This window comes from Streptomyces sp. NPDC048496 (genome assembly GCF_043200055.1).
GTDB lineage: Bacteria > Actinomycetota > Actinomycetes > Streptomycetales > Streptomycetaceae > Streptomyces.
In genome coordinates, this window is the sequence record NZ_JBICXB010000042.1 from 24,479 (window position 1) to 46,692 (window position 22,214).

At 70.7% G+C, this 22,214-nt stretch carries 20 protein-coding genes; 8 read left to right on the top strand and 12 right to left on the bottom strand.

The annotated features are described in order from the left end of the window. Window positions 1–44: 44 nt before the first annotated feature. Complete coding sequence (locus tag ACGFSA_RS27835) at window positions 45–629, bottom strand: TetR/AcrR family transcriptional regulator (RefSeq protein WP_393308757.1); 585 nt, start codon at window positions 627–629, stop codon at window positions 45–47. Between the two features lie 124 nt (window positions 630–753). On the opposite strand from ACGFSA_RS27835, the gene ACGFSA_RS27840 reads away from it, so the two are divergent. Further along, the gene (locus tag ACGFSA_RS27840) at window positions 754–2,394 is read left to right on the top strand and encodes an MDR family MFS transporter (RefSeq protein ID WP_393308759.1); all 1,641 of its coding nucleotides are present in this window, start codon (window positions 754–756) and stop codon (window positions 2,392–2,394) included. A gap of 73 nt (window positions 2,395–2,467) precedes the next feature. On the opposite strand, the gene cseC is transcribed toward ACGFSA_RS27840, so the two are convergent. From cseC to ACGFSA_RS27875, 7 genes are all read right to left on the bottom strand, one after another. Then, on the bottom strand, window positions 2,468–3,847 hold the full coding sequence (cseC, locus tag ACGFSA_RS27845; protein WP_393308761.1) for a two-component system sensor histidine kinase CseC: 1,380 nt from the start codon (window positions 3,845–3,847) through the stop codon (window positions 2,468–2,470). Then, a complete protein-coding gene (gene cseB / locus ACGFSA_RS27850) occupies window positions 3,844–4,548 on the bottom strand; it encodes a two-component system response regulator CseB (protein WP_393308763.1) in 705 nt (234 codons plus the stop codon). Before cseB ends, cseC begins: the two co-directional genes overlap by 4 nt. Window positions 4,549–4,557: 9 nt before the next feature. Beyond that, window positions 4,558–5,307, bottom strand: a complete 750-nt coding sequence (locus ACGFSA_RS27855; RefSeq protein ID WP_393308765.1) for a hypothetical protein — start codon at window positions 5,305–5,307, stop codon at window positions 4,558–4,560. Next, complete coding sequence (locus ACGFSA_RS27860; protein WP_393308767.1) at window positions 5,295–5,945, bottom strand: SigE family RNA polymerase sigma factor; 651 nt, start codon at window positions 5,943–5,945, stop codon at window positions 5,295–5,297. The genes ACGFSA_RS27855 and ACGFSA_RS27860 overlap by 13 nt, the downstream gene beginning before the upstream one ends. A gap of 388 nt (window positions 5,946–6,333) precedes the next feature. Beyond that, window positions 6,334–7,236, bottom strand: coding sequence for an A/G-specific adenine glycosylase (locus tag ACGFSA_RS27865; protein ID WP_393308769.1), 903 nt, complete (start codon window positions 7,234–7,236; stop codon window positions 6,334–6,336). A 169-nt stretch (window positions 7,237–7,405) separates the two neighbouring features. Next, window positions 7,406–7,819: a phosphatase PAP2 family protein gene (locus ACGFSA_RS27870; protein WP_393308771.1), complete on the bottom strand. Its 414-nt coding sequence runs from the start codon at window positions 7,817–7,819 to the stop codon at window positions 7,406–7,408. A gap of 85 nt (window positions 7,820–7,904) precedes the next feature. After that, window positions 7,905–8,045: a hypothetical protein gene (locus ACGFSA_RS27875; RefSeq protein ID WP_393308773.1), complete on the bottom strand. Its 141-nt coding sequence runs from the start codon at window positions 8,043–8,045 to the stop codon at window positions 7,905–7,907. A gap of 175 nt (window positions 8,046–8,220) precedes the next feature. On the opposite strand from ACGFSA_RS27875, the gene ACGFSA_RS27880 reads away from it, so the two are divergent. Then, window positions 8,221–9,039: a hypothetical protein gene (locus tag ACGFSA_RS27880; RefSeq protein WP_393308775.1), complete on the top strand. Its 819-nt coding sequence runs from the start codon at window positions 8,221–8,223 to the stop codon at window positions 9,037–9,039. A 217-nt stretch (window positions 9,040–9,256) separates the two neighbouring features. On the opposite strand, the gene disA is transcribed toward ACGFSA_RS27880, so the two are convergent. Beyond that, window positions 9,257–10,381 (bottom strand): DNA integrity scanning diadenylate cyclase DisA, encoded by a 1,125-nt coding sequence (gene disA, locus ACGFSA_RS27885; protein WP_393308777.1) that lies wholly within the window; start codon window positions 10,379–10,381, stop codon window positions 9,257–9,259. Between the two features lie 80 nt (window positions 10,382–10,461). Then, window positions 10,462–11,874: a DNA repair protein RadA gene (radA, locus tag ACGFSA_RS27890; RefSeq protein ID WP_376333178.1), complete on the bottom strand. Its 1,413-nt coding sequence runs from the start codon at window positions 11,872–11,874 to the stop codon at window positions 10,462–10,464. Between the two features lie 168 nt (window positions 11,875–12,042). On the opposite strand from radA, the gene ACGFSA_RS27895 reads away from it, so the two are divergent. After that, window positions 12,043–13,890, top strand: a complete 1,848-nt coding sequence (locus ACGFSA_RS27895) for a hypothetical protein (RefSeq protein WP_393308780.1) — start codon at window positions 12,043–12,045, stop codon at window positions 13,888–13,890. 24 nt (window positions 13,891–13,914) lie between these two features. On the opposite strand, the gene ACGFSA_RS27900 is transcribed toward ACGFSA_RS27895, so the two are convergent. Further along, a complete protein-coding gene (locus tag ACGFSA_RS27900) occupies window positions 13,915–14,796 on the bottom strand; it encodes a hypothetical protein (RefSeq protein ID WP_393308782.1) in 882 nt (293 codons plus the stop codon). A gap of 40 nt (window positions 14,797–14,836) precedes the next feature. Here ACGFSA_RS27900 and ACGFSA_RS27905 point away from each other — a divergent pair, with 40 nt between their 5' ends. The 4 genes from ACGFSA_RS27905 to ilvD all read left to right on the top strand — a co-directional run bounded on the left by ACGFSA_RS27905 (window position 14,837) and on the right by ilvD (window position 19,489). Then, entirely contained in the window at window positions 14,837–15,787 is a 951-nt protein-coding gene (locus ACGFSA_RS27905; protein ID WP_393308784.1) for a Ppx/GppA family phosphatase, read from the top strand. 126 nt (window positions 15,788–15,913) lie between these two features. Further along, window positions 15,914–16,741 (top strand): sugar phosphate isomerase/epimerase family protein, encoded by an 828-nt coding sequence (locus tag ACGFSA_RS27910; protein ID WP_393308786.1) that lies wholly within the window; start codon window positions 15,914–15,916, stop codon window positions 16,739–16,741. Then, window positions 16,738–17,400, top strand: a complete 663-nt coding sequence (locus tag ACGFSA_RS27915) for a TetR family transcriptional regulator (protein WP_393308788.1) — start codon at window positions 16,738–16,740, stop codon at window positions 17,398–17,400. The genes ACGFSA_RS27910 and ACGFSA_RS27915 overlap by 4 nt, the downstream gene beginning before the upstream one ends. Before the next feature lie 238 nt (window positions 17,401–17,638). Further along, on the top strand, window positions 17,639–19,489 hold the full coding sequence (ilvD, locus tag ACGFSA_RS27920) for a dihydroxy-acid dehydratase (protein WP_393308790.1): 1,851 nt from the start codon (window positions 17,639–17,641) through the stop codon (window positions 19,487–19,489). Between the two features lie 45 nt (window positions 19,490–19,534). On the opposite strand, the gene ACGFSA_RS27925 is transcribed toward ilvD, so the two are convergent. After that, window positions 19,535–21,745, bottom strand: a complete 2,211-nt coding sequence (locus ACGFSA_RS27925; protein WP_393308792.1) for a serine/threonine-protein kinase — start codon at window positions 21,743–21,745, stop codon at window positions 19,535–19,537. A 129-nt stretch (window positions 21,746–21,874) separates the two neighbouring features. Here ACGFSA_RS27925 and ACGFSA_RS27930 point away from each other — a divergent pair, with 129 nt between their 5' ends. Continuing rightward, a complete protein-coding gene (locus ACGFSA_RS27930) occupies window positions 21,875–22,201 on the top strand; it encodes an SH3 domain-containing protein (RefSeq protein WP_393308794.1) in 327 nt (108 codons plus the stop codon). Window positions 22,202–22,214 lie beyond the last annotated feature (13 nt).

Consider the following 22,214-nt stretch of genomic DNA (forward strand, 5'->3'; position numbering starts at 1 on the left):
TCCCGGCAGGCTCTGCCCCGTCGCAAACACTGCCGGTCACGGCACTAGCTCGCGGGGCCCGGGCTGTGGGCTTGGGTGATGAGGTCGAAGGCGACTTCGAGGACGGCTTTGCGCTTGTCCTCGGGGTCGCCGTCGAAGTCCTTGAGGGCGAACATGCCCGCGTGCAGTGTGAAGAGTGCGGTGAAGCAGCGCACCTGGTCGGTCAGCGGCGCGTCGGGTTCCTTGATCAGATCGAGGAGGGTCACGACGCGGCCCTTGATGGTCTCCCCGATGCTGAGTTCCCGTACGGTCGCCTGGTTCTCCTGCATGAACCGGAAGAGCGGCGCCGCTGCGGCCAGTGCGTCGCTGTAGCGGACCAGGATCTCCTTCTTCGTCTCCAGGGTGCGCGGCTGTTCCTTGCCCCAGGCGATCAGCTCCTCGACGGGCCGGTTGAGGTCCTCGAAGATGCTGATGAGGATGTCTTCCTTGGTCTTGAAGTGGTAGTACAGCGCCGCCTTGGTGACGTCCAGCTTCTCGGAGATCTCGCGCAGCGAGGTCTTCTCGTAGCCCTGCTCGGCGAAGAGCTCCAGGGCGACGTCCTGGATGCGCTGGCGCGTATTGCCCCGGCGTGGCTGCGGCGTGCTGCCCATGGTGCGCTCCCCAAACAACTTACTTGACGCCCGGCTAGTTGCGGGTCTATTTTCCCCAGTGTAGTCAACTAGCCGGGCGGCAAGTAAGGGCCCGGCTAACAGGGGATCAGGGGAGTTGGGAACCATGTCGGACCTGAAGAAGGCGGCGGACGGGAAGCCGGACGGCCGAGCAGCCGAGAAGACTGCCGACGAGCCGCCCGCCGCACCCGAACCGCAGCAGCGCAGCGTCCGGGTGGTGATGCTCGCCCTGATGATCACCATGCTGCTGGCCATGCTCGACAACCTGATCGTCGGCACCGCCATGCCGACCATCGTCGGTGATCTCGGCGGCCTGGAGCATCTGTCCTGGGTCGTCACCGCGTACACCCTGGCCACCGCGGCCTCGACCCCGATCTGGGGCAAGCTCGGCGACATGTACGGACGCAAGGGCATCTTCCTCACGTCCATCGTGCTCTTCCTGATCGGCTCCGTACTGAGCGGCATGGCCCAGGACATGGGCCAGCTGATCGGCTTCCGCGCGGTCCAGGGGCTCGGCGCGGGCGGCCTGATGGTCGGTGTCATGGCCATCATCGGCGACCTGGTGCCGCCCCGCGAGCGCGGCAAGTACCAGGGAATGATGGCCGGTGTGATGGCGATCGCCATGATCGGCGGGCCGCTGGTCGGCGGCACCATCACCGACCACCTCGGCTGGCGCTGGAGCTTCTACATCAACCTGCCGCTGGGCGCCGTCGCCCTCGCCATGGTCACCGCCGTACTGCACCTGCCGAACGGGAAGCGCACCCGGGCGAAGGTCGACTACCTCGGCGCCGGGCTGCTGACCCTCGGCATCACCGCGATCGTGCTGGTCACCACCTGGGGCGGTTCGGAATACGCCTGGGATTCCGCCGTGATCATGGAGCTCATCGCGATCGGTGTCGTCTCGCTCGTCGGCTTCCTCTTCGTCGAGACGAAGGCCGCAGAACCGATCATTCCGCTGCACATCTTCCGCAACCGCAACTTCACACTGATGTCGGTCGTCGGCTTCATGACCGGCTTCGTGATGTTCGGAGCGGTGCTCTTCCTGCCGCTTTTCCAGCAGTCCGTCCAGGGTGCGTCCGCGACCAACTCCGGTCTGCTGCTCCTGCCGATGCTGCTGTCGATGATGGTCGTCTCGCTGATCGCCGGACGGGTCACCACCAGCAGCGGCAAGTACAAGATCTTCCCCATCGTCGGCTCCATCCTGATGGTGGCCGGCCTGTTCCTGCTCTCGCAGATGGACACCGGCACCACCCGCTTCACCTCCGGCGTCTACATGGCGGTCCTCGGCGCGGGCATGGGCTTCCTGATGCAGATCACGATGCTCGTCGCACAGAACAGCGTCGAGCTGAAGGACATGGGCGTCGCCTCCTCCGCGACCACCCTCTTCCGTACGCTCGGCAGCTCCTTCGGCGTCGCGATCATGGGTGCGCTGTTCACCGGACGGGTGCAGGACGAGATGATGGCCCGCGGCGGCGGAGCGGCCACCTCGAAGTCCGCGCAGCTGGACGCGGCGAGCCTGGCGAAGCTGCCGGACGCGGTGCGTGAGGCGTACCAGTTCGCGGTGTCGTCCGGCACCCACATCGCCTTCCTGGTCGGCGCATCGGTCGGTGTGATCGCGCTGGTGGCGGCGGTGTTCGTCAAGGAGGTACCGCTGCGGGGGGCGGGCCCGGAGGCCAAGCCCACCGCCGAGAGCGGCGTGGAGGCACCGGAGCCGGTGACCGACGCCAAGCAGAGCGAGAACGTCTGACCCGACAGTGACCAGGGGCCCCGGGGTGCGCGGACCGCGCACCCCGGGGCCCCTTCGTCGCTGCCCGGCCGGATCAGCTGCCGAACGGTGTGCCGTCCGACGGCGCGACCGCCCGCGAACTCTCGGGCCTGCGCTGTTCGGCGAGGTGCACGATCGGGAAGCTGCCGGTGTTCGTCGGGGCGTGCTCCGGCAGCCACAGCACGGCGATCGCCCCGCCGGTCCCCTCCGCCACACCCTGCGGCGCCGCGTTGCGGAACGTCAGCCGGGCGCCGAGCACCCGGGCCTGACCGGCCGCGATCGTCAGCCCCAGGCCGTGCCCGCGCCCGGAGCGGTCGCTGCTTCCGGTGCGGAACCGGCTCGGGCCCTCGCGCAGCAGCGCCTCCGGGAAACCAGGCCCGTGATCGCGGATGCGCACCACCCGTCCCTCGACCGTGACCTCCACCGGAGTGGAGCCGTGCTTCGCGGCGTTCCCCAGCAGATTGCCGAGGATGCGCTCCAGCCGGCGCGGATCGGTGCTGACCCACGATTCGTGCACCACCTGGACCCGCACATCGGGGTCCAGCAGCGCGACCCGGCGGCTGACGAACTCACCGAATGCGATCTCCTGCAGCTCGGCACGCTCCGACGCGCTGTCCAGCCTGGCCACCTCCAGCACGTCCTCGACGAGCGTGCGCATCGCCTGCGCCCTGTCCCGTACGAGCTCGGTGGGGCGGCCCGGCGGCAGCAGCTCGGCGGCGGTCAGCAGTCCGGTCACGGGGGTGCGCAGCTCGTGCGCGATGTCCGCGGTGACCCGGCGCTCCGCCTCGATCCGTTCGTTCAGCGCGTCCGTCAGGGCATCCACCGCGCGGGCCAGCTCGTCGGTCTCGTCCCGGATGACGCCGCCGATGGCCTCCCGGACCCGTACCTCCGTTTGGCCCTGCGCGACCTTGCCGGCCGCAGCCGCCGCCTTGCGCAGCCTGCGTGACAGCTGCCCGCCGACCAGCACGCCCAGCGCGCAGCCACCGAAGACCACCGAGACGGAGCCGATGATCAACGCCCGGTCGAGATCGCCCATGATCGTGACGGAACGGTCCGCGAAGCGGGTGTGCAGGGACAGCACATCGCCATTGGCCAGCGGCACGGCGGCCCACACATCGGGCACCCCGTTCCCGTACTCGTCGACATGCGTGGCGCGCCGGTTCTTACGGATCTCCGCCCGCAGGCTCTGCGGCATCGTCGGGTCATTGAGCTTGGCGCCGAACTTGGGATCGGCCTTCTTCGTCTTCGTCGCCTCATACAGCAGCTGCGCGTACGTCAGCCGCTCCAGCTGGACCTCACGGGCGTTCTCCAGCATCGAGACGCGGGCGGCGTTGTGGACGACGAGGCTCAGCGCCACGGCGATGAGCGCGCCCACTACGGCGATCGCGATACTGATCTTCCAGCGGACCCCCGTCCGCAGTGCCAGCCGCTTCATGGCCTGAGTTTGTAGCCGAAACCGCGGACCGTGTCGATCCGGTCCTGCCCGATCTTGGTACGCAGCCGCTGCACATGGACATCCACGACCCGGGTGTCTCCTCCCCAGCCGTAGTCCCAGACCCGTTCGAGCAGTTTGTCGCGCGAGAGCACCGTGCCGGGCGCGGACGAGAACTCCAGCAGCAGCCGCATCTCGGTCGGGGTCAGCGCCACGGGCGCGCCGCCCTTGCGTACCTCCATGCCCTCGGTGTCGACCTCCAGGTCGCCGAAGACCAGTACCCCGCCGACGGGCTTCGACTCCGCCTCCGCGCCGCCCTGCTGCCCGCCCGACGCATGGCCGAAGCGGCGCAGCACGGCTCGGATCCTGGCGACCAGAACAGCGCCGTCGAACGGCTTGGTGACGTAGTCGTCGGCGCCGGCCTCCAGGCCGAGCACCACATCGATCGAATCGGCGCGGGCGGACAGCATGATCACGGGCACGGTCGACTCGTCGCGAATACGGCGGCACAGACTGACCCCGTCCAGGCCCGGCACCATCACGTCGAGCAGGGCGATGTCCGGCCGGTCGGCCCGGAACGCCGCCAGACCGGAGAGGCCGTCGGGCATCGCGGTGACCGCGAAACCATCACGCTCCAGCGCCAGCTGGGTGGCCTCGCGGATGACATCGTCGTCCTCGACGAACAGGACGTGGGTCTCGGCCATCGACTGCTCTCAGTTCTTCGTCGGTTCCGTGGGCTCCGGGAGATCCCCTTCTCCGTTGCCGACGGCTCTGTTGAAGTCGTTGTGCACCCGGTCGTGCTCGGCGAACCGGTTGTCGGCCCAGCGGTACGTGACCACTTCCTCGCCCGACGGGTACGCGACCGCGTCCTTCTTCTCGTACACCTGCGTCGTCACGACCAGATCACCCCGGTCGATGGTGCCGTAGACCGCGGGCTGCTCGGTGGTGAAGATGTTCTCGTACGTGCCGTTGCTCTGCCGGCGGTACACGTAGGTGCCGACACCCACCGAGTCGCCGCAGGTCATCACGTTCACCACGATGTCGGGTGCGGAGCCGCCCGTCAGCCTGCCGTACGAGGAGTCGACCGGGTACTCGTGGCCCGTGCAGGGCTTCAGGTCCGTCCTGACCCGCTCGCTCACCCGGGAGTCCCGTTTGACCAGCTGGACGGGATCGACCCGCGGGGTGGGGTTCGCCGTGGACGGCGCGGTGACCGACGGCGTGACATGGGCGGCCGACTGGGAGCCTGCCGGGCCCTCGTCACGGGTGCCCGTACCACCGGTGGAACAGCTGACGGTGAGCAGCGCCAGAACGGCGAGCCCGACCAGCGCCGTGCTGCTCGCCGCCCACCGGGTCCGCCGGCGACCACCGCTGCGGGCCGCCCCGCTTCCGCCGGTCGCCGTGTTCCCGCCGGTGGTACCGCTGCTGCCGTCCCCGCGTCCACCGCTGCCTGTCAGGCCGCGCACTGCTCCCGCCCCCGTTCGTCATGACGCCGGTCCGCCTGTCCGCGGAGCTGCGCCCCTGCCCGCGCACGCTGCGCGGCGCCGGTGGCAGGAGCCCGGTCGCCCGCCGTGCGGCCCTGGGCCTCACGGATCCTGGCTTCCCTGCTCATGGCCTCGCGGCTCTCCAGTTCCTGGCGCAGCCGTGCCAGCGCACGGTGCAGCGTGCTCTTCACCGTACCCGGCGACATGCCGAGCGCCGCGGCCGTCTCCTCCGTGGTCATCTGCTCCCAGTGTCGCAGCACGACGACGCTGCGCTGCTTGGGAGCCAGCACACCCAGGACGTCCATCAGGAGAGCACGGTCGGCGCGCTGCTCGGTGCCGTCCTCGATGCTGGCGTCGGGCAGCTGCTCGGTGGGCACCTCCTCCAGTTTGCGGGCCCGCCACCACTCCGTACGGGTGTTGATCATGACGCGGCGCAGGTAGGCATCGGCCAGGGACTTGTCGGCGATGCCGTCCCAGCGGCCGAAGGTACGGGCCAGGGCGGTCTGCAGCAGGTCCTGCGCGTCCACCGGGTCGGGGACCAGGCGGCGCGCACTGCGCAGCAGTGCGTCCTGCCGGGTGCGTACGTACTCTTCGAATTCGAGCACCTCGCCCTGCGCCATTCCAACCGCCTCCGTCCCCGTCGATCCCCGTTTGCCCTCTGCCGGCCACTGGTGCGTGGCTGACGGTCGGAGACGTTACGGAGCGGTTGTCACGGCGCTGTGCGGAGCAGCCATACGCCGACGCGCGGCTGTCCATCGGTTGTGTAACAGCGGAGCGGGAGGACCTTCCTGCTCTGTTCCCAGGGGGTGTCCGGCGGATCAGGGCTGTGCCAGGCGTCGCGGCCCCGATCCGCCGGACACGGCACTGGAGCACCTCCCGGCAAGCTTTGCCCCGCGCTTGCCGCATGGGCCAAAAGTCCTGGTAGCGGAGCTACCAGGACTTTTGGCCGCCTTGCGATCGCACGCACCGGACGACGTTCCTCATGGGCGGACATCGCCGGTCACGGCACTAGCTCTGCGGAAGTCGGTACTGGCCGCCCGGGAGCGGCTCGACCAGGCCGTCGGCGACCAGGCCGTCCAGCGCCCGTGCCCGTTGCACCGGCTCGTCCCACACAGTGTCCAGTGCCGCCTGCGACACCGGGGTCACCGCCTCACGCAGAACGGCGAGCAACCGTCCGCGCACCTGCCGGTCCGTACCGGCGTAGGTCTGACCGCGGCGCGGAGGCCCCTCGTGCGCGGGCTTCCCGGCCAGCCGCCAGGCGCACTGCGTCGCGATCGGGCAGTGCGTGCAGTCCTCGTTCTTGGCGGTGCAGACGAGCGCGCCGAGTTCCATCGTGGCTGCCGCCCAGCGGGCCGCGCGTTCGTCCTCGTCGGGGAGGAGCGCGCGGGCGAGTTTCCGCTCGGCGGCGGTGGTCGCGTTCGGCGGGTACTGAATGCCGGTCGCGGCCCGGGCGAACACCCGGCGGACGTTCGTATCGAGCACGGGATGCCGCTGCCTGTACGCGAACGAGGCCACGGCCGCCGCTGTGTACTCACCGATCCCGGGCAGTGCGAGCAGTTGGCTGTGCTCGCTCGGTACGTCGCCGCCGTGCCGTTCCGTTATTGCCTGCGCGGCGCCGTGCAACCGCAGCGCACGCCGCGGGTAGCCGAGCCGGCCCCACGCGCGGACCGCTTCGCCGGGGGGCTCGGCGGCCAGGTCGGCGGGGCGCGGCCAGCGGGCCAGCCACTGTTCGTACACCGGGATGACCCGGTTGACGGGGGTCTGCTGCAGCATGAACTCGCTGACCATCACACCCCAGGCACCCGCCTCGGGGCGGCGCCAGGGCAGATCGCGGGCGTGCTGGTCGAACCACCCGATCACGGGAGTGTGGAGGGATGTGGGGGGCGTCTGTGTCGCAGTCATGGCAGTCATCGCATGTCGATCCTGACACGGAAGGGCAGACGATGGTCATGGTCACGGTGGTGTCGCCCCGCTTGAGGGCCCTTGGGGTGATAACGCCACCCGTCTGTCCCCACGACGAGACCCGGTCAGCGCCTTCGCCCGGGCTGCCGCACGTGCTTTCGCCCGGGCCCCGGCCCGATCAGTGACCTGTGCTGTGTTCCCGGGCCGGGCCGCCCGCCCCCGGGCCGGATATCCAGACCGCGAGGGATACCAGGCCGTCCCGCACCGTCCGGGCGAGCGAGCGCGTCGGACGGGACAGCAGGACGGTCACCAGCGCCGCCACGGATCCGCCCACCAGCAGCAACACCGCGACATCGTGCGGGCAGCGCACCCCGACAAAGACCCCGGAGAGCGCCATCAGCAGCGCCATCGGCACTGTGAACCAGGCCGTGCGCGGCCGGGCGCACGCCAGTGCGACAGCGGCGGCGCCGGCTATGGCCGCGTGATTGCTCGGGAACGACCGGTCGCCCGTCGACAGGCAGGGCGCCGACGAGGCTGCCGCGCCGACGACCGCACGACACGGGCGCTCCTCGTTCACGACCGTCTTGAGCACCTCGCTGACGACATACGGCCTCCCCCGCGAGGGGCGCAAGCACCGAGCGGGCCAGGGCTCCCGTCTGCTCTCCGCGCGCCCGCCATCAGCCCACGACGAACAGGACGCCGAGGACCAGCCGCCCGAGCTCCGTCCGCATTTCGGCGAGATGCTGCACCCAGGGTGGCGCGCCGTGCGCGAAGTCGGTGATGTCCCTGTACGCGGCCTCAGTGGTCGAACTCCTCATGTGACTGTCCGTAGGCATCAGCGCACGGTCGTCACATTGCGCGATCGTCAGGGACCGCACCTGGCGAAAGTTGGGGTCGGAATCCGGCCACCCCATGATGATGATCCGCAAAACTTGGGGGTCGGAGCGGCGGGTGCGGCGGGAGTTGGCGCGGATCTCTCGTACAGTTTGCGCCGTGGGATCTCTGCGCAATCCGATCGGGCCGCTTCCCTCCACCATCTACTGGCGACGGAGGGCTGTAGCGGCGACGCTGATTGCGCTGCTCGCGCTGCTGATCGTATGGGCCGTCACCTCCGGTGGGAGCAAGGGAAACAAGGACGATTCCCGGCCCAACGGGTCCGGTCCCGCACACTCCATCGGTCCTGGACCTGCCAGTTCCGGACCGGCCTACAGCCAACAGCCGGGCGGACGCGACGAGTCGGGCACCACTGACGGTGGCGGCGACGGCAACGGCGGTACCGGCGCGGGCTCCGAGGACACCACGGGCGGGACAGGCGACGGCAGTAACGGCGACCCCGGCACCGGATCGGATTCCGGCGGTGCGTCCGGCGGCGGAACCGAGGGCCGACAGGTCCCGGCCGGCTCCTCGATCCCCGACTGCACTGCTTCCGCACTGCAGTTGACCCTGCGCACCGGGCTCAGGTACGGCCCCGGCGAGAAGCCGAAGTTCCAGTTGATCGTGAAGAACACCTCGTCCACCGCCTGCAAGGCCGACTTCGGACCGAAGAGCGCGGTGCTCACCATCACCGAGGCCGGTGGCGACGACGCCGAGGTGTGGTCCTCCAAGGACTGCCCGCGCAACGCGGGCAGTGTGCTGCTGGAGGTCCCGGCGGGCGCGACCATCGTTCACACCGTGGAGTGGGACCGGCAGAAGAGCGCTCCGCAGTGCGCGACGCCATCCGCGGGATCCGTGGGTCCGGGTACGTACCTCGTCGAGGCGAAGGCCTCCGGCGAGCCCCTGCAGCGCGCGTCGTTCGTCCTCGCGAAGGACTGACGCGAAAGGCCCGCGTGCGAAGTACCGGTGTACGAAGGGCCAGTTCGAGAAGGACGGGTCCGCGAGGAGCCGACGCGAACGGCCGACGGCAATGACCGGCTCGCGCAGGACCGGCCCGCCAAGTGCCGACGTGCTGAGCAGGACGTGAACACGGTCCCGCACGCACGTCGGGGCCCGGTCGACCGACCGGGCCCCGAGCCGACGTGAGACCCGCCCCCTACACGTACCGCTCAAGAATCGACGACTCGGCCAGCCGCGAGAGCCCCTCGCGCACGCTCCGCGCCCGCGCCTCGCCGACCCCGTCCACCGTCTGGAGATCGTCCACGCTCGCGGCGAGCAGCTTCTGGAGTCCTCCGAAGTGCTCCACGAGCCGGTCGATGATCGCCCCGGGCAGTCGCGGCACCTTCGCCAGCAGCCGGAAGCCGCGCGGCGAGACCGCCGAGTCCAGGGTCTCGGGCGAGCCGCTGTACCCCAGGGCCCGTGCCACGACGGGCAGTTCGAGCAACTCGGTGTGAGAGAGCGCGTCCAGCTCGGTCAGTGCCTCCGAGACCGTACGGGACCGCTTCGCGGTCGGCTCCGGCACATAGTCGCGCACGACCAGCTCGCGCTCCGGCTCGACGCCCGCGATCAACTCGTCGAGCTGGAGCGAGAGAAGCCGGCCGTCGGTGCCCAGCTCCACCACGTACTCGGCGATCTCGGTCGCGATCCGGCGTACCATCTCCAGCCGCTGTGCGACGGCCGTCACATCGCGGACCGTCACCAGGTCCTCGATCTCGAGCGCGGAGAGCGTGCCCGCCACCTCGTCGAGCCGGAGCTTGTACCGCTCCAGGGTGGCGAGGGCCTGATTGGCGCGCGACAGGATCGCGGCGGACTCCTCCAGGACCCGGCGCTCCCCGTCCACGTACAGCGCGATCAGACGCATCGACTGCGAGACCGAGACGACAGGGAAGTTGCACTGCTTGGAGACCCGGTCCGCCGTGCGGTGGCGGGTTCCGGTCTCCTCGGTGGGGATGGAGGCGTCCGGGACCAGCTGCACGCCGGCCCGGAGGATCTTGCTCATGTCCTTGTCGAGGATCAGCGCCCCGTCGAGCTTGGCCAGCTCGCGCAGTCGCGTCGCGGTGAACTCGACGTCCAGCACGAAGCCGCCGGTGCACATGGACTCGACGGTCTTGTCCATGCCCAGCACGATCAGTCCGCCGGTGTTGCCGCGGAGAATGCGCTCCAGGCCGTCCCGCAAGGCCGTTCCGGGCGCGACGGCGCTCAGCGAGGCGCGCATCAGCGCCTCGTTACCGGTGCCTTGGCCGGACTTTCCGGGCGATGCTGCCCGGTCGTTGGCTGCCACTGCACTCCTCCGGTTACAGGTTTGCGGTGCCCTTACGTCCTTCATGCCGTTCGTACGGACGGGCGAGACCAGGGCAAAGTCTACCGGCGCGCGTTGTCCTCCCGTGGGGCCTCCGTACGAGACCGGCGCGGGAGTACTCTCAGCGCGTCGCCCATGTTGGCGACTTCCGTGACCTTCATACCGGCCGGGACCTTCCCCGGGTCGGTCGGGACCAGTGCGTGGGTGAAGCCCAGCCGGTGTGCCTCGGCCAGTCTGCGCTGCACCCCGGTCACGCGTCTGACCTCGCCCGCGAGGCCCACTTCGCCGATCGCCACCAGGTTCTTGGGCAGTGGTGTGTCGCTTGCCGCACTGGCCAGCGCCAGTGCGACCGCGAGGTCGGCGGCGGGCTCGGAGAGCTTCACACCGCCGACCGTCGCGCTGTAGATGTCCCGCTTTCCGAGCGAGCTGATCCGGCCGCGCTGCTCCAGAACCGCCAGCATCATCGAGACCCGGGACGTCTCGAGCCCGGAGGTGGTGCGCCGGGGCGACGGGATCTGCGAATCGACCGTCAGCGCCTGCACTTCGGCGACGAGCGGGCGACGTCCCTCCAGGGTGACTGTGAGACAGGTGCCGGGTACGGGTTCGTCGCGCCGGGTGAGGAAGAGCCCGGACGGGTCGGCGAGGCCGGTGATGCCCTCGTCGTGCAGTTCGAAACAGCCGACCTCGTCCGTCGCGCCGTACCGGTTCTTCACGCCGCGGACCAGCCGGAGGCGCGCATGACGGTCGCCCTCGAAGGACAGCACCACGTCGACGAGATGCTCCAGCAGCCGCGGCCCGGCGATCGCGCCGTCCTTGGTGACATGGCCGACCAGCAGCGTGGACATGCCGCGATCCTTGGAGGCGCGGATGAGCGCTCCGGCGACCTCCCGGACCTGCGCCATACCGCCGGGCGCACCGTCGATCTCGGGCGAGGCGACGGTCTGTACGGAGTCGAGGATGAGCAGGGACGGCTTGACCGCGTCCAGATGGCCGAGGACCGCGGAGAGGTCGGTCTCGGCCGCGAGGTAGAGGTGGTCGTTGATCGCGCGGATCCGGTCGGCACGCAGCCGCACTTGGCTCGCGGACTCCTCCGCGGTGACATAGAGGGTGCGGTGCTCGTCACTGGCCGCCTTGGCTGCCACGTCCAGCAGAAGCGTCGACTTGCCCACGCCCGGCTCGCCCGCGACCAGCACCACGGCGCCGGGGACCAGCCCGCCGCCGAGCACCCGGTCCAGCTCGTCGACACCGGTCGACCGGGCGGTGGCCTGCCGGCTGTCGACCTGGCCGATGGGGAGAGCGGCCGTGCTCACGCGGCCGGCTGCCGTCGTCCGTACGGCAGGGGCACCGCCGAATTCCTCGACCGTCCCCCATGCCTGGCATTCGGGGCAGCGGCCGAGCCATTTGGCGGTGGTCCAGCCGCATTCGGTGCAGCGGTAGGACGGCCGGTCCTTCGCGGATTTCGTACGGGCAGCCATGGCGCCACCGTATAGGTGAGGACTGACAACACCGCCCGGCGCGGGTGCACGGGCGGTCGCGGTGGCAGGAAACGGGGAGGAGGCTCCGGCGGAATCAGGGGCTCCTGTCCCATTTTGAGCGATACGTTCACCCGTACGGGTTAAAAGTGGGCAAGAGGCGCCAAGAACATGCCTTGCCCTGCCTACGGTCGCCGGGTGACGAGCAGCAGGCTGGAGACCTCTACATCCACCACCGGCGCACACCGGACGCAGCACCGTGCGCCCCACTCGTCGCCGCGGAGACCGCCCGCCCGTTACGAGCCGCATCTCGACGGCCTGTTCACCTACTGCCTCTCGGTGCTCTGCGACCACGACGGCGCCGTCGAGGCGCTCGGGACGGTGCTCGCCGTCGCGGAACGGCAGGACGGGCGGTGCCCCGCGGGTGAGGAGGAACGTAAAACCTGGCTGTACGCGCTGGCCAGGTGGACGTGCCTGCGCAAGCTCACCGAGCAGAAACGGGGTCGTCAGGCGCATCGCCACCAGCCGGGGAAGCAGTCGGGCGGGAAGTCCCCCAGGGGGGCGCGTCCGGAAAGCCGTACGCTCCCGGCCGTCACCCCACCCCCGGCCACCAGCGGGGCGGGCCCCACGACCACCGCTGCTCCGACCCCCGATTCCGCCCCGGCCGCCGAAGCGCGCCGCCGAGAACTCGCGCAGCTCGCCTGGCCCGAAGCGGCCGGCACCACCCCCGAACAACGCGAAGCGCTCGAACTGGCCGTACGCCACCGCCTCGCCCCGAGCGCCGTGGCCGCCGTCCTCGGCCTCGAAGCCGCGACCGCCCACGAGATCCTCGCCGCCGCGGCCTGCGAGGTGGAACGCACCCGCGCCGCCCTCGCCGTCGTCGAGACCGGCAACTGTCCCACCGTCGCCCGCCTCACCGGCGACCACCGGGTCCTGCTCTCCACCGCCCTGCGCCGCGAACTCGTCCGTCACGTCGACGACTGCCCCCGCTGCCGTCGCGCCGCCGAACGGGCGGGCGCCGAGGGCCCCTGGCCGGGCGGTGCCTTGACCCCTGCGGCCGCGCTGCCGATCGTGGAGGCGCCGCGGCCGTCCGCATACGTCGCGATGATCCATGCCCAGAGGAATCGGTCCGGCAGTCCGCGCTTCGACCGGGCGGGCTTCCCGATGGATCCCAAGGACCACGCCGCGCGCCGGGACCGGCTCCGGGCGCGAGTCGTGACGACGACGGTGGTGGCGACGGTTGTCGCCGCCCCCGTGATTGCCCTGTGGTCCGCCTATCGGGGGGCGCCGCTGACCGGCGAGGGGCACGAAGGAGCGCCGGTCTCCGCGGCCGGGACGGACGACCGGCGCGGTCTCGACGGCGACCCGCACGACCGCTACGAGAATGCGGGCAACGCCAGCCCCGAGCCCGGCGCCCGCTTCAAGGACGGCAGCCGTACACCGGATGTCTCCGCCGAGGTCATCAGCTCGGCGAGGGGACAGCACGGCCCCGGCAGGATCCGGGTCACGGCCCGTTCCTCCGGTGGCGCGACGCTGATCACGCTGACCGCCTCGGGCGGCGCGCCCGTGGCCTGGTCCGCGCGGGCGGATGCGCCCTGGCTGCGCCTCAGCAGGTCCTCCGGCACCCTTGCCGCAGGTGAGAGCGTCACGATCCGCGTCCTCGTCGACCATAGGAGAGAACCGGCGGGTGCCTGGGGTGCCCGTATCGGCCTCGCCCCATCGGGCTCGGCGGTGGCGATCAGCGGGTACGGAGCGACGTCGTCCGGCGGCCCGTCCGCCCCGCCGCCGCCCTCACCCGGTCCCACGGCCCCGTCGCCGCACCCGACGGAGCCCACCCCCTCGCCGACGGAGCCCACCCCCTCGCCGACGGACCCGTCACCGACCGACCCGTCGCCGGACCCGACGGAGCCCACTCCCTCGCCGACGGACCCGACTCAGCCACCGTCACCGGACCCGTCGAACTCGTCCAGCCCGTCCGACCCCGGGACAAGCCCGTCCGACCCGGCACCGACGGGCTGAATGCCGACCTCGGCCCGTCGGCCCTCAGCCCAGCGGGCCAGTGGGCCCCTGGGCCTTTGCGGGTCCTACCGGATCCGCCGGATGCGGCGCCATCGGCAGCAGCGAGGACAACCGCTCCTCGCACAGCTCGACCAGCCGCTCGTACGCCTCCTTGCCCATCAGCTCGGTGAGCTCGGGCCGGTACGAGACGTAGACCGGTTCCCCGGCCCCGTGCGCCGAGGTCGCCGACGTGCACCACCAGTGCAGATCGTGACCGCCCGGACCCCAGCCCCGGCGGTCGTACTCGCCGATCGAGACCTGGAGCACACGCGTGTCGTCGGGGCGGTCGATCCACTCGTACGTACGCCGGATCGGCAGCTGCCAGCACACGTCCGGCTTGGTCTCCAAGGGCTCCTTGCCCTCGCGCAGCGCCAGGATGTGCAGCGAGCACCCGGCTCCGGCCGCGAATCCGGGCCGGTTCTGGAAGATGCAGGACCCCTTCCAGCGGCGCGTCTGGCGTTCGCCGTCGTCGTCGACCTCGACCCAGCCCGTCTCCGTACCGACGTCGTGGAACTGCCACAGCTCCGGGGTCAGCCGGGAGACGTGGTCCGCCACCCGCTTCTCGTCGTCCTCGTCGGAGAAGTGCGCACCCAGCGTGCAGCATCCGTCGTCCGCACGGCCCGCCTGGATGCCCTGGCAGCCACTGCCGAAGATGCAGTTCCACCTGGAGGTCAGCCAGGTCAGGTCGCAGCGGAAGATCTGCTCGTCGTCCGCGGGATCGGGGAACTCGACCCAGGCGCGTGCGAAGTCGATCCCCTTCTCGTCTTCGGACCGGTCAGGTCCGGTCTTTTCTGGCTGCTGCATCTCCTGCTTCGTTCTCTGTTTCTTCGTGACTTTGCCCGGCTTCGCCTTTTTCGTCTTTGCCACGGGCCAAGGGTAAGTCCGCAGGAGCAGTAGCGTTCCGCGTATGAGACTCGGAGTCCTCGACGTGGGGTCGAACACGGTTCATCTGCTGGTGGTGGACGCGCATCCCGGCGCCCGCCCGCTGCCCGCGCACTCGCACAAGGCGGAGCTGCGCCTGGCCGAACTTCTCGATGCGGACGGAGCGATCGGCCCCCAAGGCGTGGACCGGCTCGTCTCGACGATCGCCGGTGCGCTGCAGGCCGCCGAGGACAAGGGCTGCGAGGACGTGCTGCCGTTCGCCACGTCCGCGGTGCGGGAAGCGAGCAACGCCGACCATGTGCTGACCCGGGTACGGGAGGAGACGGGCGTCGATCTCGCCGTCCTCAGCGGCGAGGAGGAGGCCCGGCTCACCTTCCTCGCGGCCCGCCGCTGGTTCGGCTGGTCGGCGGGGAAGCTGCTGGTCCTCGACATCGGCGGTGGCTCGCTGGAGATCGCGTACGGCATCGACGAGGAGCCCGACGCCGCCGTGTCGCTGCCGCTCGGGGCCGGGCGCCTCACCGCCGGCTGGCTGCTGCACGACCCGCCGGACCCGACGGAGGTGAAGGTGCTGCGCCGCCACGTGCGGGCCAGCATCGCCCGTACGGTCGGCGAGTTCAGCCGCTTCGGCCGCCCCGACCACGTCGTGGCGACCTCCAAGACGTTCAGGCAGCTCGCCAGGATCGCGGGCGCCGCGCGCTCCGCCGAGGGTCTCTACGTGCAGCGCACCCTCACCCGGAAGGCCCTGGAGGAATGGGTGCCGAAGCTGGCGGCCATGACAGCCGACCAGCGCGGCCGGCTGTCCGGTGTCTCCGAGGGGCGGGCCGCGCAGCTGCTCGCCGGGGCGATGGTCGCCGAGGGGGCGATGGATCTCTTCGGTGTGGAGGAGTTGGAGATCTGCCCGTGGGCGCTGCGCGAGGGAGTGATCCTGCGCCGCCTGGACCACCTTCCGACGGCGGCGTCCGCCGCCCTGAACTGACCGCGCGTTCCGTCGGAGGACCGGGGCGACGGGGGAGCGCGGAACGCCGGGAGCGGAGTCATGGCCCTTCTCACTTTCCGTCGCGACGCCTCGGTGGCGCGCACACCTGCCCCGTACGCTGTCTGCGTGGCAGAACCAGTGGTGCGCATCCCGGATGCGAAGGTCGCCCTGTCGACGGCTTCCGTCTATCCGGAGTCGACGGCGACGGCCTTCGAGATTGCCGCGCGTCTGGGCTACGACGGTGTCGAGATCATGGTCTGGACCGATCCCGTCAGCCAGGACATCGAGGCGCTGCGACGCCTCTCGGACTACCACCGGGTGCCGATCCTCGCCGTTCACGCGCCCTGCCTGCTGATCACCCAGCGGGTCTGGTCCACCGATCCATGGGTGAAGCTCCAGCGGGCCCGCGCGGCCGCGGAGAAGCTCGGAGCGACGACCGTCGTCGTCCATCCGCCGTTCCGCTGGCAGCGCCAGTACGCGCGCGACTTCATCACCGGCATCTGGCGGATGGCGGACGAGACGGATGTGCGCTTCGCCGTCGAGAACATGTACCCGTGGCGGTACCGGGACCGCGAGATGCTCGCGTACGCCCCCGACTGGGACGTCACCAACAACGACTACCGCCACTTCACCGTGGACCTCTCGCACACCGCGACCGCCCGCACCGACGGCATGGCCATGGTCGACCGGATGGGCGACCGGCTCGCCCACATCCACCTCGCCGACGGCAAGGGCTCCAACAAGGACGAGCACCTGGTGCCCGGCCGCGGTGACCAGCCCTGCGCGGAACTGCTGGGGCGCCTGGCGCGTACGGGCTTCGACGGCCATGTCGTCATCGAGGTCAACACCCGCCGCGCCATGTCCGCAGTGGAACGTGAAGCCGACCTGGCGGAAGCGCTCGCCTTCACCCGGCTCCACCTCGCGTCCTCGTCGGCGCGGGTCCCGCGCTCATGACCCCCGGCAGGACGGGCGGGAACACCGGCGGGGAGGGCACGGCACACACCCCCCCCGAGCGCCCGAAGCGCCGAGGCCGCCCCGCCCGTACGACGGCAGACACCGGCCCCGGCGCCCGCGAACGCATCCTGGAAGCGGCCCGCACCGAATTCGCCGAGCGGGGCTACGACAAGACGTCGATCCGGGGCATCGCCAGGGCGGCAGGCGTCGACGCCGCACTCGTCCACCACTACTTCGGTACGAAGGACGAGGTCTTCGCGGCGGCGATCGAGGTCTCCTTCGAACCCGCCCTGGTGATCCCGTCCGTCCTGGGCATGGGCACGGACGGTCTGGGGGAGCGGCTGGCCCGCTACTTCATCGGCGTGTGGGAGAACCCGGCGTCCAGAGCCCCCCTGCTGGCGATCATGCGCTCCGCCCTGACGCACGAAGGGGCGGCGAAGGTACTGCGCGGCTTCGTCCTGCGACGGCTGCTGGAGCGGATCGCGGAGGCGCTGGACGTCCCGGACGCGACGTTCCGTGCGGAACTGGCCGCGTCGCACATGCTCGGGATCGCGATGCTGCGGTACGTGATCCAGGCGGAGCCGCTGGCTTCGGCAGACCCCGAGAAGATCATCGCCATGGTCGCACCGACGCTCCAGCGTTATTTGACGGAGACCTGACCGCCCCCGGGTGACCTTTCCGTCGGTCCGGCGTTCGAGGACCGGGGTCCCGGGTGGAGCCCCGGTTCCAGGAAAGCGGCGGGCAAGGGGAACGGGCCCCGCGCGGCGACCCCCACCCATCGAGCCGCACCCGCCCACTCACTGAGCACCCCGTCCCGCATTCCGGACACAGTGTCCAGATCTTGGAGTCGAGGCGTAGGCTCGATGACAGTCTTTTCTGTCGAAGGAGCGAGAGACGATGCCCCAGCTGAGGTCCCGCACTGTCACCCACGGCCGCAACATGGCGGGCGCTCGCGCCCTTATGCGGGCCTCGGGCGTAGCCGGCGAGGACATCGGCAAGCCGATCATCGCGGTCGCCAACTCGTTCACCGAGTTCGTCCCCGGCCACACCCACCTCGCCCCCGTGGGCAGGATCGTCTCCGACGCCGTCAAGGCCGCAGGCGCAGTCCCCCGTGAGTTCAACACGATCGCCGTCGACGACGGCATCGCGATGGGCCACGCCGGGATGCTCTACAGCCTCCCGTCCCGCGACCTGATCGCCGACTCCGTCGAGTACATGGTCGAGGCGCACTGCGCGGACGCGCTGATCTGCATCTCCAACTGCGACAAGATCACCCCCGGCATGCTGATGGCCGCGATGCGCCTCAACATCCCGACGGTCTTCGTCTCCGGCGGCCCGATGGAGGCCGGCAAGGCCACCCTCGTCGACGGCACGGTTCGCAAGCTCGACCTGATCAACGCGATCAGTGACGCCGTCAACGAGAACGTCTCGGACGAGGACATCCTCCGTATCGAGGAGAACGCCTGCCCCACCTGTGGCAGCTGTTCCGGCATGTTCACCGCCAACTCGATGAACTGTCTGACCGAGGTCCTCGGCCTCTCCCTCCCCGGCAACGGCTCCGTCCTTGCCACGCACACCGCCCGCAAGGCGCTGTACGAGGAGGCCGGCCGCACGGTCGTCGAGATCACCAAGCGCTACTACGAGCAGGACGACGCGACGGTCCTGCCGCGCTCCATCGGCACCCGCGCCGCGTTCGACAACGCGATGGCGCTGGACATCGCCATGGGCGGCTCCACCAACACGATCCTGCACCTGCTCGCCGCCGCGCAGGAGGCCGAGCTGGACTACGACCTCGACGACATCAACGAGGTCTCGCGCCGCGTTCCCTGCCTGTCGAAGGTCGCCCCCAACGTGGCCCCCGGTGGCACGTACTACATGGAGGACGTCCACCGGGCCGGCGGCATCCCCGCCATCCTCGGTGAGCTGCACCGCGGCGGCCTGCTCGACGAGGACGTGCGCTCGGTGCACTCCGCCACCCTCGGCGAGTGGCTGAAGAACTGGGACGTTCGCGGCGGCTCCCCGTCCCCCGAGGCCGTCGAGCTGTGGCACGCGGCCCCCGGATGCGTGCGTTCCGCGACGGCCTTCTCGCAGTCCGAGCGCTGGGACACCCTCGACCTGGACGCGGCGGGCGGCTGCATCCGTGACCTGGAGCACGCGTACTCCAAGGACGGCGGCCTCGCGGTCCTGAAGGGAAACCTCGCCGAGGACGGCTGCGTCGTGAAGACGGCGGGCGTCGACGAGTCGATCTGGACCTTCGAGGGCCCGGCGGTCGTCTGCGAGTCGCAGGACGAGGCCGTCGACAAGATCCTCCGCAAGGAGATCAAGGAGGGTGACGTCGTCGTCATCCGTTACGAGGGTCCGCGCGGCGGCCCCGGCATGCAGGAGATGCTCTACCCCACCTCCTTCCTGAAGGGCCGCGGCCTCGGCAAGAGCTGTGCACTCGTCACCGACGGCCGCTTCTCCGGCGGCACGTCGGGCCTGTCGATCGGCCACGCATCGCCGGAGGCGGCGTCGGGCGGCACGATCGCACTGGTCGAGGACGGCGACCGAATCCGGATCGACATCCCGAACCGCTCGATCGAGCTCCTCGTCCCCGAGGCCGAGCTGACCACCCGCCGTGACGCGCTGAACGGCGTGTACGCGCCGAAGAACCGCGAGCGCAAGGTTTCGGCGGCGCTGCGGGCGTACGCGGCGATGGCGACGAGCGCGGACCGCGGCGCGGTGCGGGACGTGTCCAAGCTCGGCTGAACCAAGGCTGACCGAGGCAGCCGCGAACGCCGCCGGACCCCGTTCTCACCAGTGGGCGGGGTCCTGTCCGTCGACGGCGAACACGGACCCGTCGGGCGCGGTACCGAAGACGGTCCGGCCGACGGCGACAGGCGCGGGCAGCGCCGATGCGTACGTGAGCTTCCCATCCCGGAGCCGGGGGCTCGTCTGGCCCAGCAGCGTTCCGCGCTCGGTGTCCACGGCGAGCAGCCGCCCGTCCGCCGCCGAGAAGTACAGCCGGTTCCCGATGGCGAGAACGGGCGCCGACGTCCGCCCGGCAGCGGTCTCCAGCTGCCAGCGGACAGCCCTGTCGCCCGCCGGGCGCGTGTCGACGGCGACCAGGGTCCCGCCGTGCGCCAGCAGATACGCGGTGTCCCCGCCCACCACGACCTCCGGTTCGTTCATCCGGAACGGCAGCGCCACCCGTGCGACGCGCCCCCCTTCCGGGTCGTAGCGGACGAGCCCGACGGTCTGGGCGTCCCCGTTCATGGACGTCAGGACGAGCGCACCGTCCGAGGTCCCCGCCGGGGTGAGCATTCCGTCCAGCCGCCGCTGCCACGCCGCGTGCCCCGTTGCCGCATCGACGGCCGTGACCAGCGTGGTGGACCCGTAGGCCGAGTGCTCGAATGCGTAGGCCAGCCCCGATTTTCCGTCGTACAGCGCGTAGTCCGGCCGCTGGTGCCCGGTGAGCGGATGCCGCCAGAGGGACACGCCGGTCGCGGAGTCGAGCGCTTCGGTCGTGCCGTCCTCACTGACCAGCAGCAGCGTGTCACCCGCGGCGAAGGGGGCGCCGAGGTACGGGGAGAGATCCGCGTCCCAGACCTGTTCGCCCTTGGCGGGGTCGTACGCCCGGAGCTTCCCGCCCGGCACCGCCGTATGCACCAGACCGCCGGAGACCGACACCACGCCGACCGACGGAGCGTCCCCGGCGGGGCCGTGACGGGACCACAGCACCCGGCCGTCCGCGGGATCCAGCCGGGCGGCGCCGATACCGCCCGCCGCGCAGTACAGCGCTGCGGACGGGCCGGACGCCTCCTCGTCGGCACCGCCGGCCGAGGAACAGACCGGCGTGGAGCTGCCCGAGGTCGGCAGCGGCGTCCGCCACGGCGCGAACGCCGCTGCCGAGCCCTTCGTGCCGCCCGACTCACTCGACTCACCCGAGCCACCTGAGCCGCCCACCACCCCGGCAGCCCACACCCCACCGGCACCCATGACGAGCAGCGCCGCAACGGCTGCCAGCCACCGCCGCTTGCCGCCACCGCTCGCGGTCGCCTTCCTGCCCCGCGCCGCGCCCACGCCTACATGCGTGTCCGCATCCGCATCCGCCCCCGTCGCGATCTCCGGCCCCGATACCGCCGGAGCTTCGACAGCACCCGGCCGCCGTTGCGACGGTATGAACGCGGCGGCGTCGTACGAAGGAGGGCGCAGCGCCGCCATGATGTCGTCCGGAGTGGGCCGCTCCGCAGGGTCCTTCGCCAGGCACTGGCCGATCAGCGGCGCCAGATCCGTCGGCACCCCCGTCAGATCGGCCTCGTCGTGGACCACCTGGTAGGCCACGATGTACGGGCTGTCGGAGTCGAAGGGCCCCCGGCCGGTCGCCGCATGGACGAGCACGGCCCCCAGGGCGAACACGTCTGCGGCGGGCCCGACTTCACGCGGCCGCTGGAACTGCTCGGGCGCCATGTACGGCGGCGAGCCGATCAGCTTGCCCGTCTCGGTGCGCAGATCGCTGTCGTACGGCCGGGAGATCCCGAAGTCGATGACCTTGGGCCCGGAGTCGGAGAGCAGCACATTGCTCGGCTTGAGGTCGCGGTGGATCACTCCGGCCCGATGGATGTCGCGCAGCGCCTCGGCAAGTCCCGCCGTCAGTCTGCGCAGTTCGGCGGGGGCCATCGGCCCGTTCCGCTTCACCTGGTCGGAGAGTGTGGGGCCGGGCACGTACAGAGTGGCCATCCACGGCCGTGCGGCGTCCGGATCGGCGTCGACGACCGGTGCCGTGAAGGCCCCGCTGACCCGCCTCGCCGCCCCGACCTCCTGCCGGAAGCGTGCCCTGAACTCAGGGTCTGCCGAATAGTGCCGGTGCACCACCTTGACGGCGAGCTGCAGCCCCGAGGTGGAGCGCGCCAGGTGCACGACACCCATGCCGCCCGCGCCGAGACATGCCTCAAGGCGGTAGTGACCGGCGTAATCCGGATGCTCCGCTTCCGGATTGGCTCCGGTACCTCGCAGCGGCGGCATCGCCCACCCCCGTGTGTTCGTCCGCAAGCGCGACGCACGGAGCCTAGTCGATGATGCGTGCGAAACGGCCGGGGCTTGTAGTCTGCGCGTCGTACACACCGTCTCTCAACGGGGGAGGGCCTCACGGCCATGGAAGAGCACACCGACATCACCACCGGCACCACCGACGCGGCCGAGGACGTGGCCGCGCTCGCCGGCGCCGACGACGTCACCAGGTACCCCATCGCACCGGGCTACCGGGTCAACGTCCGCACGGGACCGGGCACCCAGTACGGCATCGTCAGGACGCTTCCGTACGGAATGAAGGTTCCGGTCTACTGCCAGAAGCCGGGCGAGCGGGTCACCGGCCCGTACGGCACCTCGAACATCTGGGACAACATCGCCAACGGCCAGTTCGTGGCGGACGCCTACGTCCACACGGGCAGCGACGGCTACATCGCCCCGCGCTGCGACTGACCGGGAGCGGGAC

Coding starts and splice junctions, on each gene's coding strand:
- ACGFSA_RS27895 (WP_393308780.1), top strand. CDS start 12,043: ATGCCTTGCCCTGCCTACGGTCGCCGGGTGACGAGCAGCAGGCTGGAG.
- ACGFSA_RS27835 (WP_393308757.1), bottom strand. CDS start 629: ATGGGCAGCACGCCGCAGCCACGCCGGGGCAATACGCGCCAGCGCATC.
- radA (WP_376333178.1), bottom strand. CDS start 11,874: ATGGCTGCCCGTACGAAATCCGCGAAGGACCGGCCGTCCTACCGCTGC.
- ACGFSA_RS27875 (WP_393308773.1), bottom strand. CDS start 8,045: ATGAGGAGTTCGACCACTGAGGCCGCGTACAGGGACATCACCGACTTC.
- ACGFSA_RS27925 (WP_393308792.1), bottom strand. CDS start 21,745: ATGCCGCCGCTGCGAGGTACCGGAGCCAATCCGGAAGCGGAGCATCCG.
- ACGFSA_RS27840 (WP_393308759.1), top strand. CDS start 754: ATGTCGGACCTGAAGAAGGCGGCGGACGGGAAGCCGGACGGCCGAGCA.
- cseB (WP_393308763.1), bottom strand. CDS start 4,548: ATGGCCGAGACCCACGTCCTGTTCGTCGAGGACGACGATGTCATCCGC.
- ACGFSA_RS27865 (WP_393308769.1), bottom strand. CDS start 7,236: ATGACTGCCATGACTGCGACACAGACGCCCCCCACATCCCTCCACACT.
- cseC (WP_393308761.1), bottom strand. CDS start 3,847: ATGAAGCGGCTGGCACTGCGGACGGGGGTCCGCTGGAAGATCAGTATC.
- ACGFSA_RS27860 (WP_393308767.1), bottom strand. CDS start 5,945: ATGGCGCAGGGCGAGGTGCTCGAATTCGAAGAGTACGTACGCACCCGG.
- ilvD (WP_393308790.1), top strand. CDS start 17,639: ATGCCCCAGCTGAGGTCCCGCACTGTCACCCACGGCCGCAACATGGCG.
- ACGFSA_RS27905 (WP_393308784.1), top strand. CDS start 14,837: ATGAGACTCGGAGTCCTCGACGTGGGGTCGAACACGGTTCATCTGCTG.
- ACGFSA_RS27915 (WP_393308788.1), top strand. CDS start 16,738: ATGACCCCCGGCAGGACGGGCGGGAACACCGGCGGGGAGGGCACGGCA.
- ACGFSA_RS27930 (WP_393308794.1), top strand. CDS start 21,875: ATGGAAGAGCACACCGACATCACCACCGGCACCACCGACGCGGCCGAG.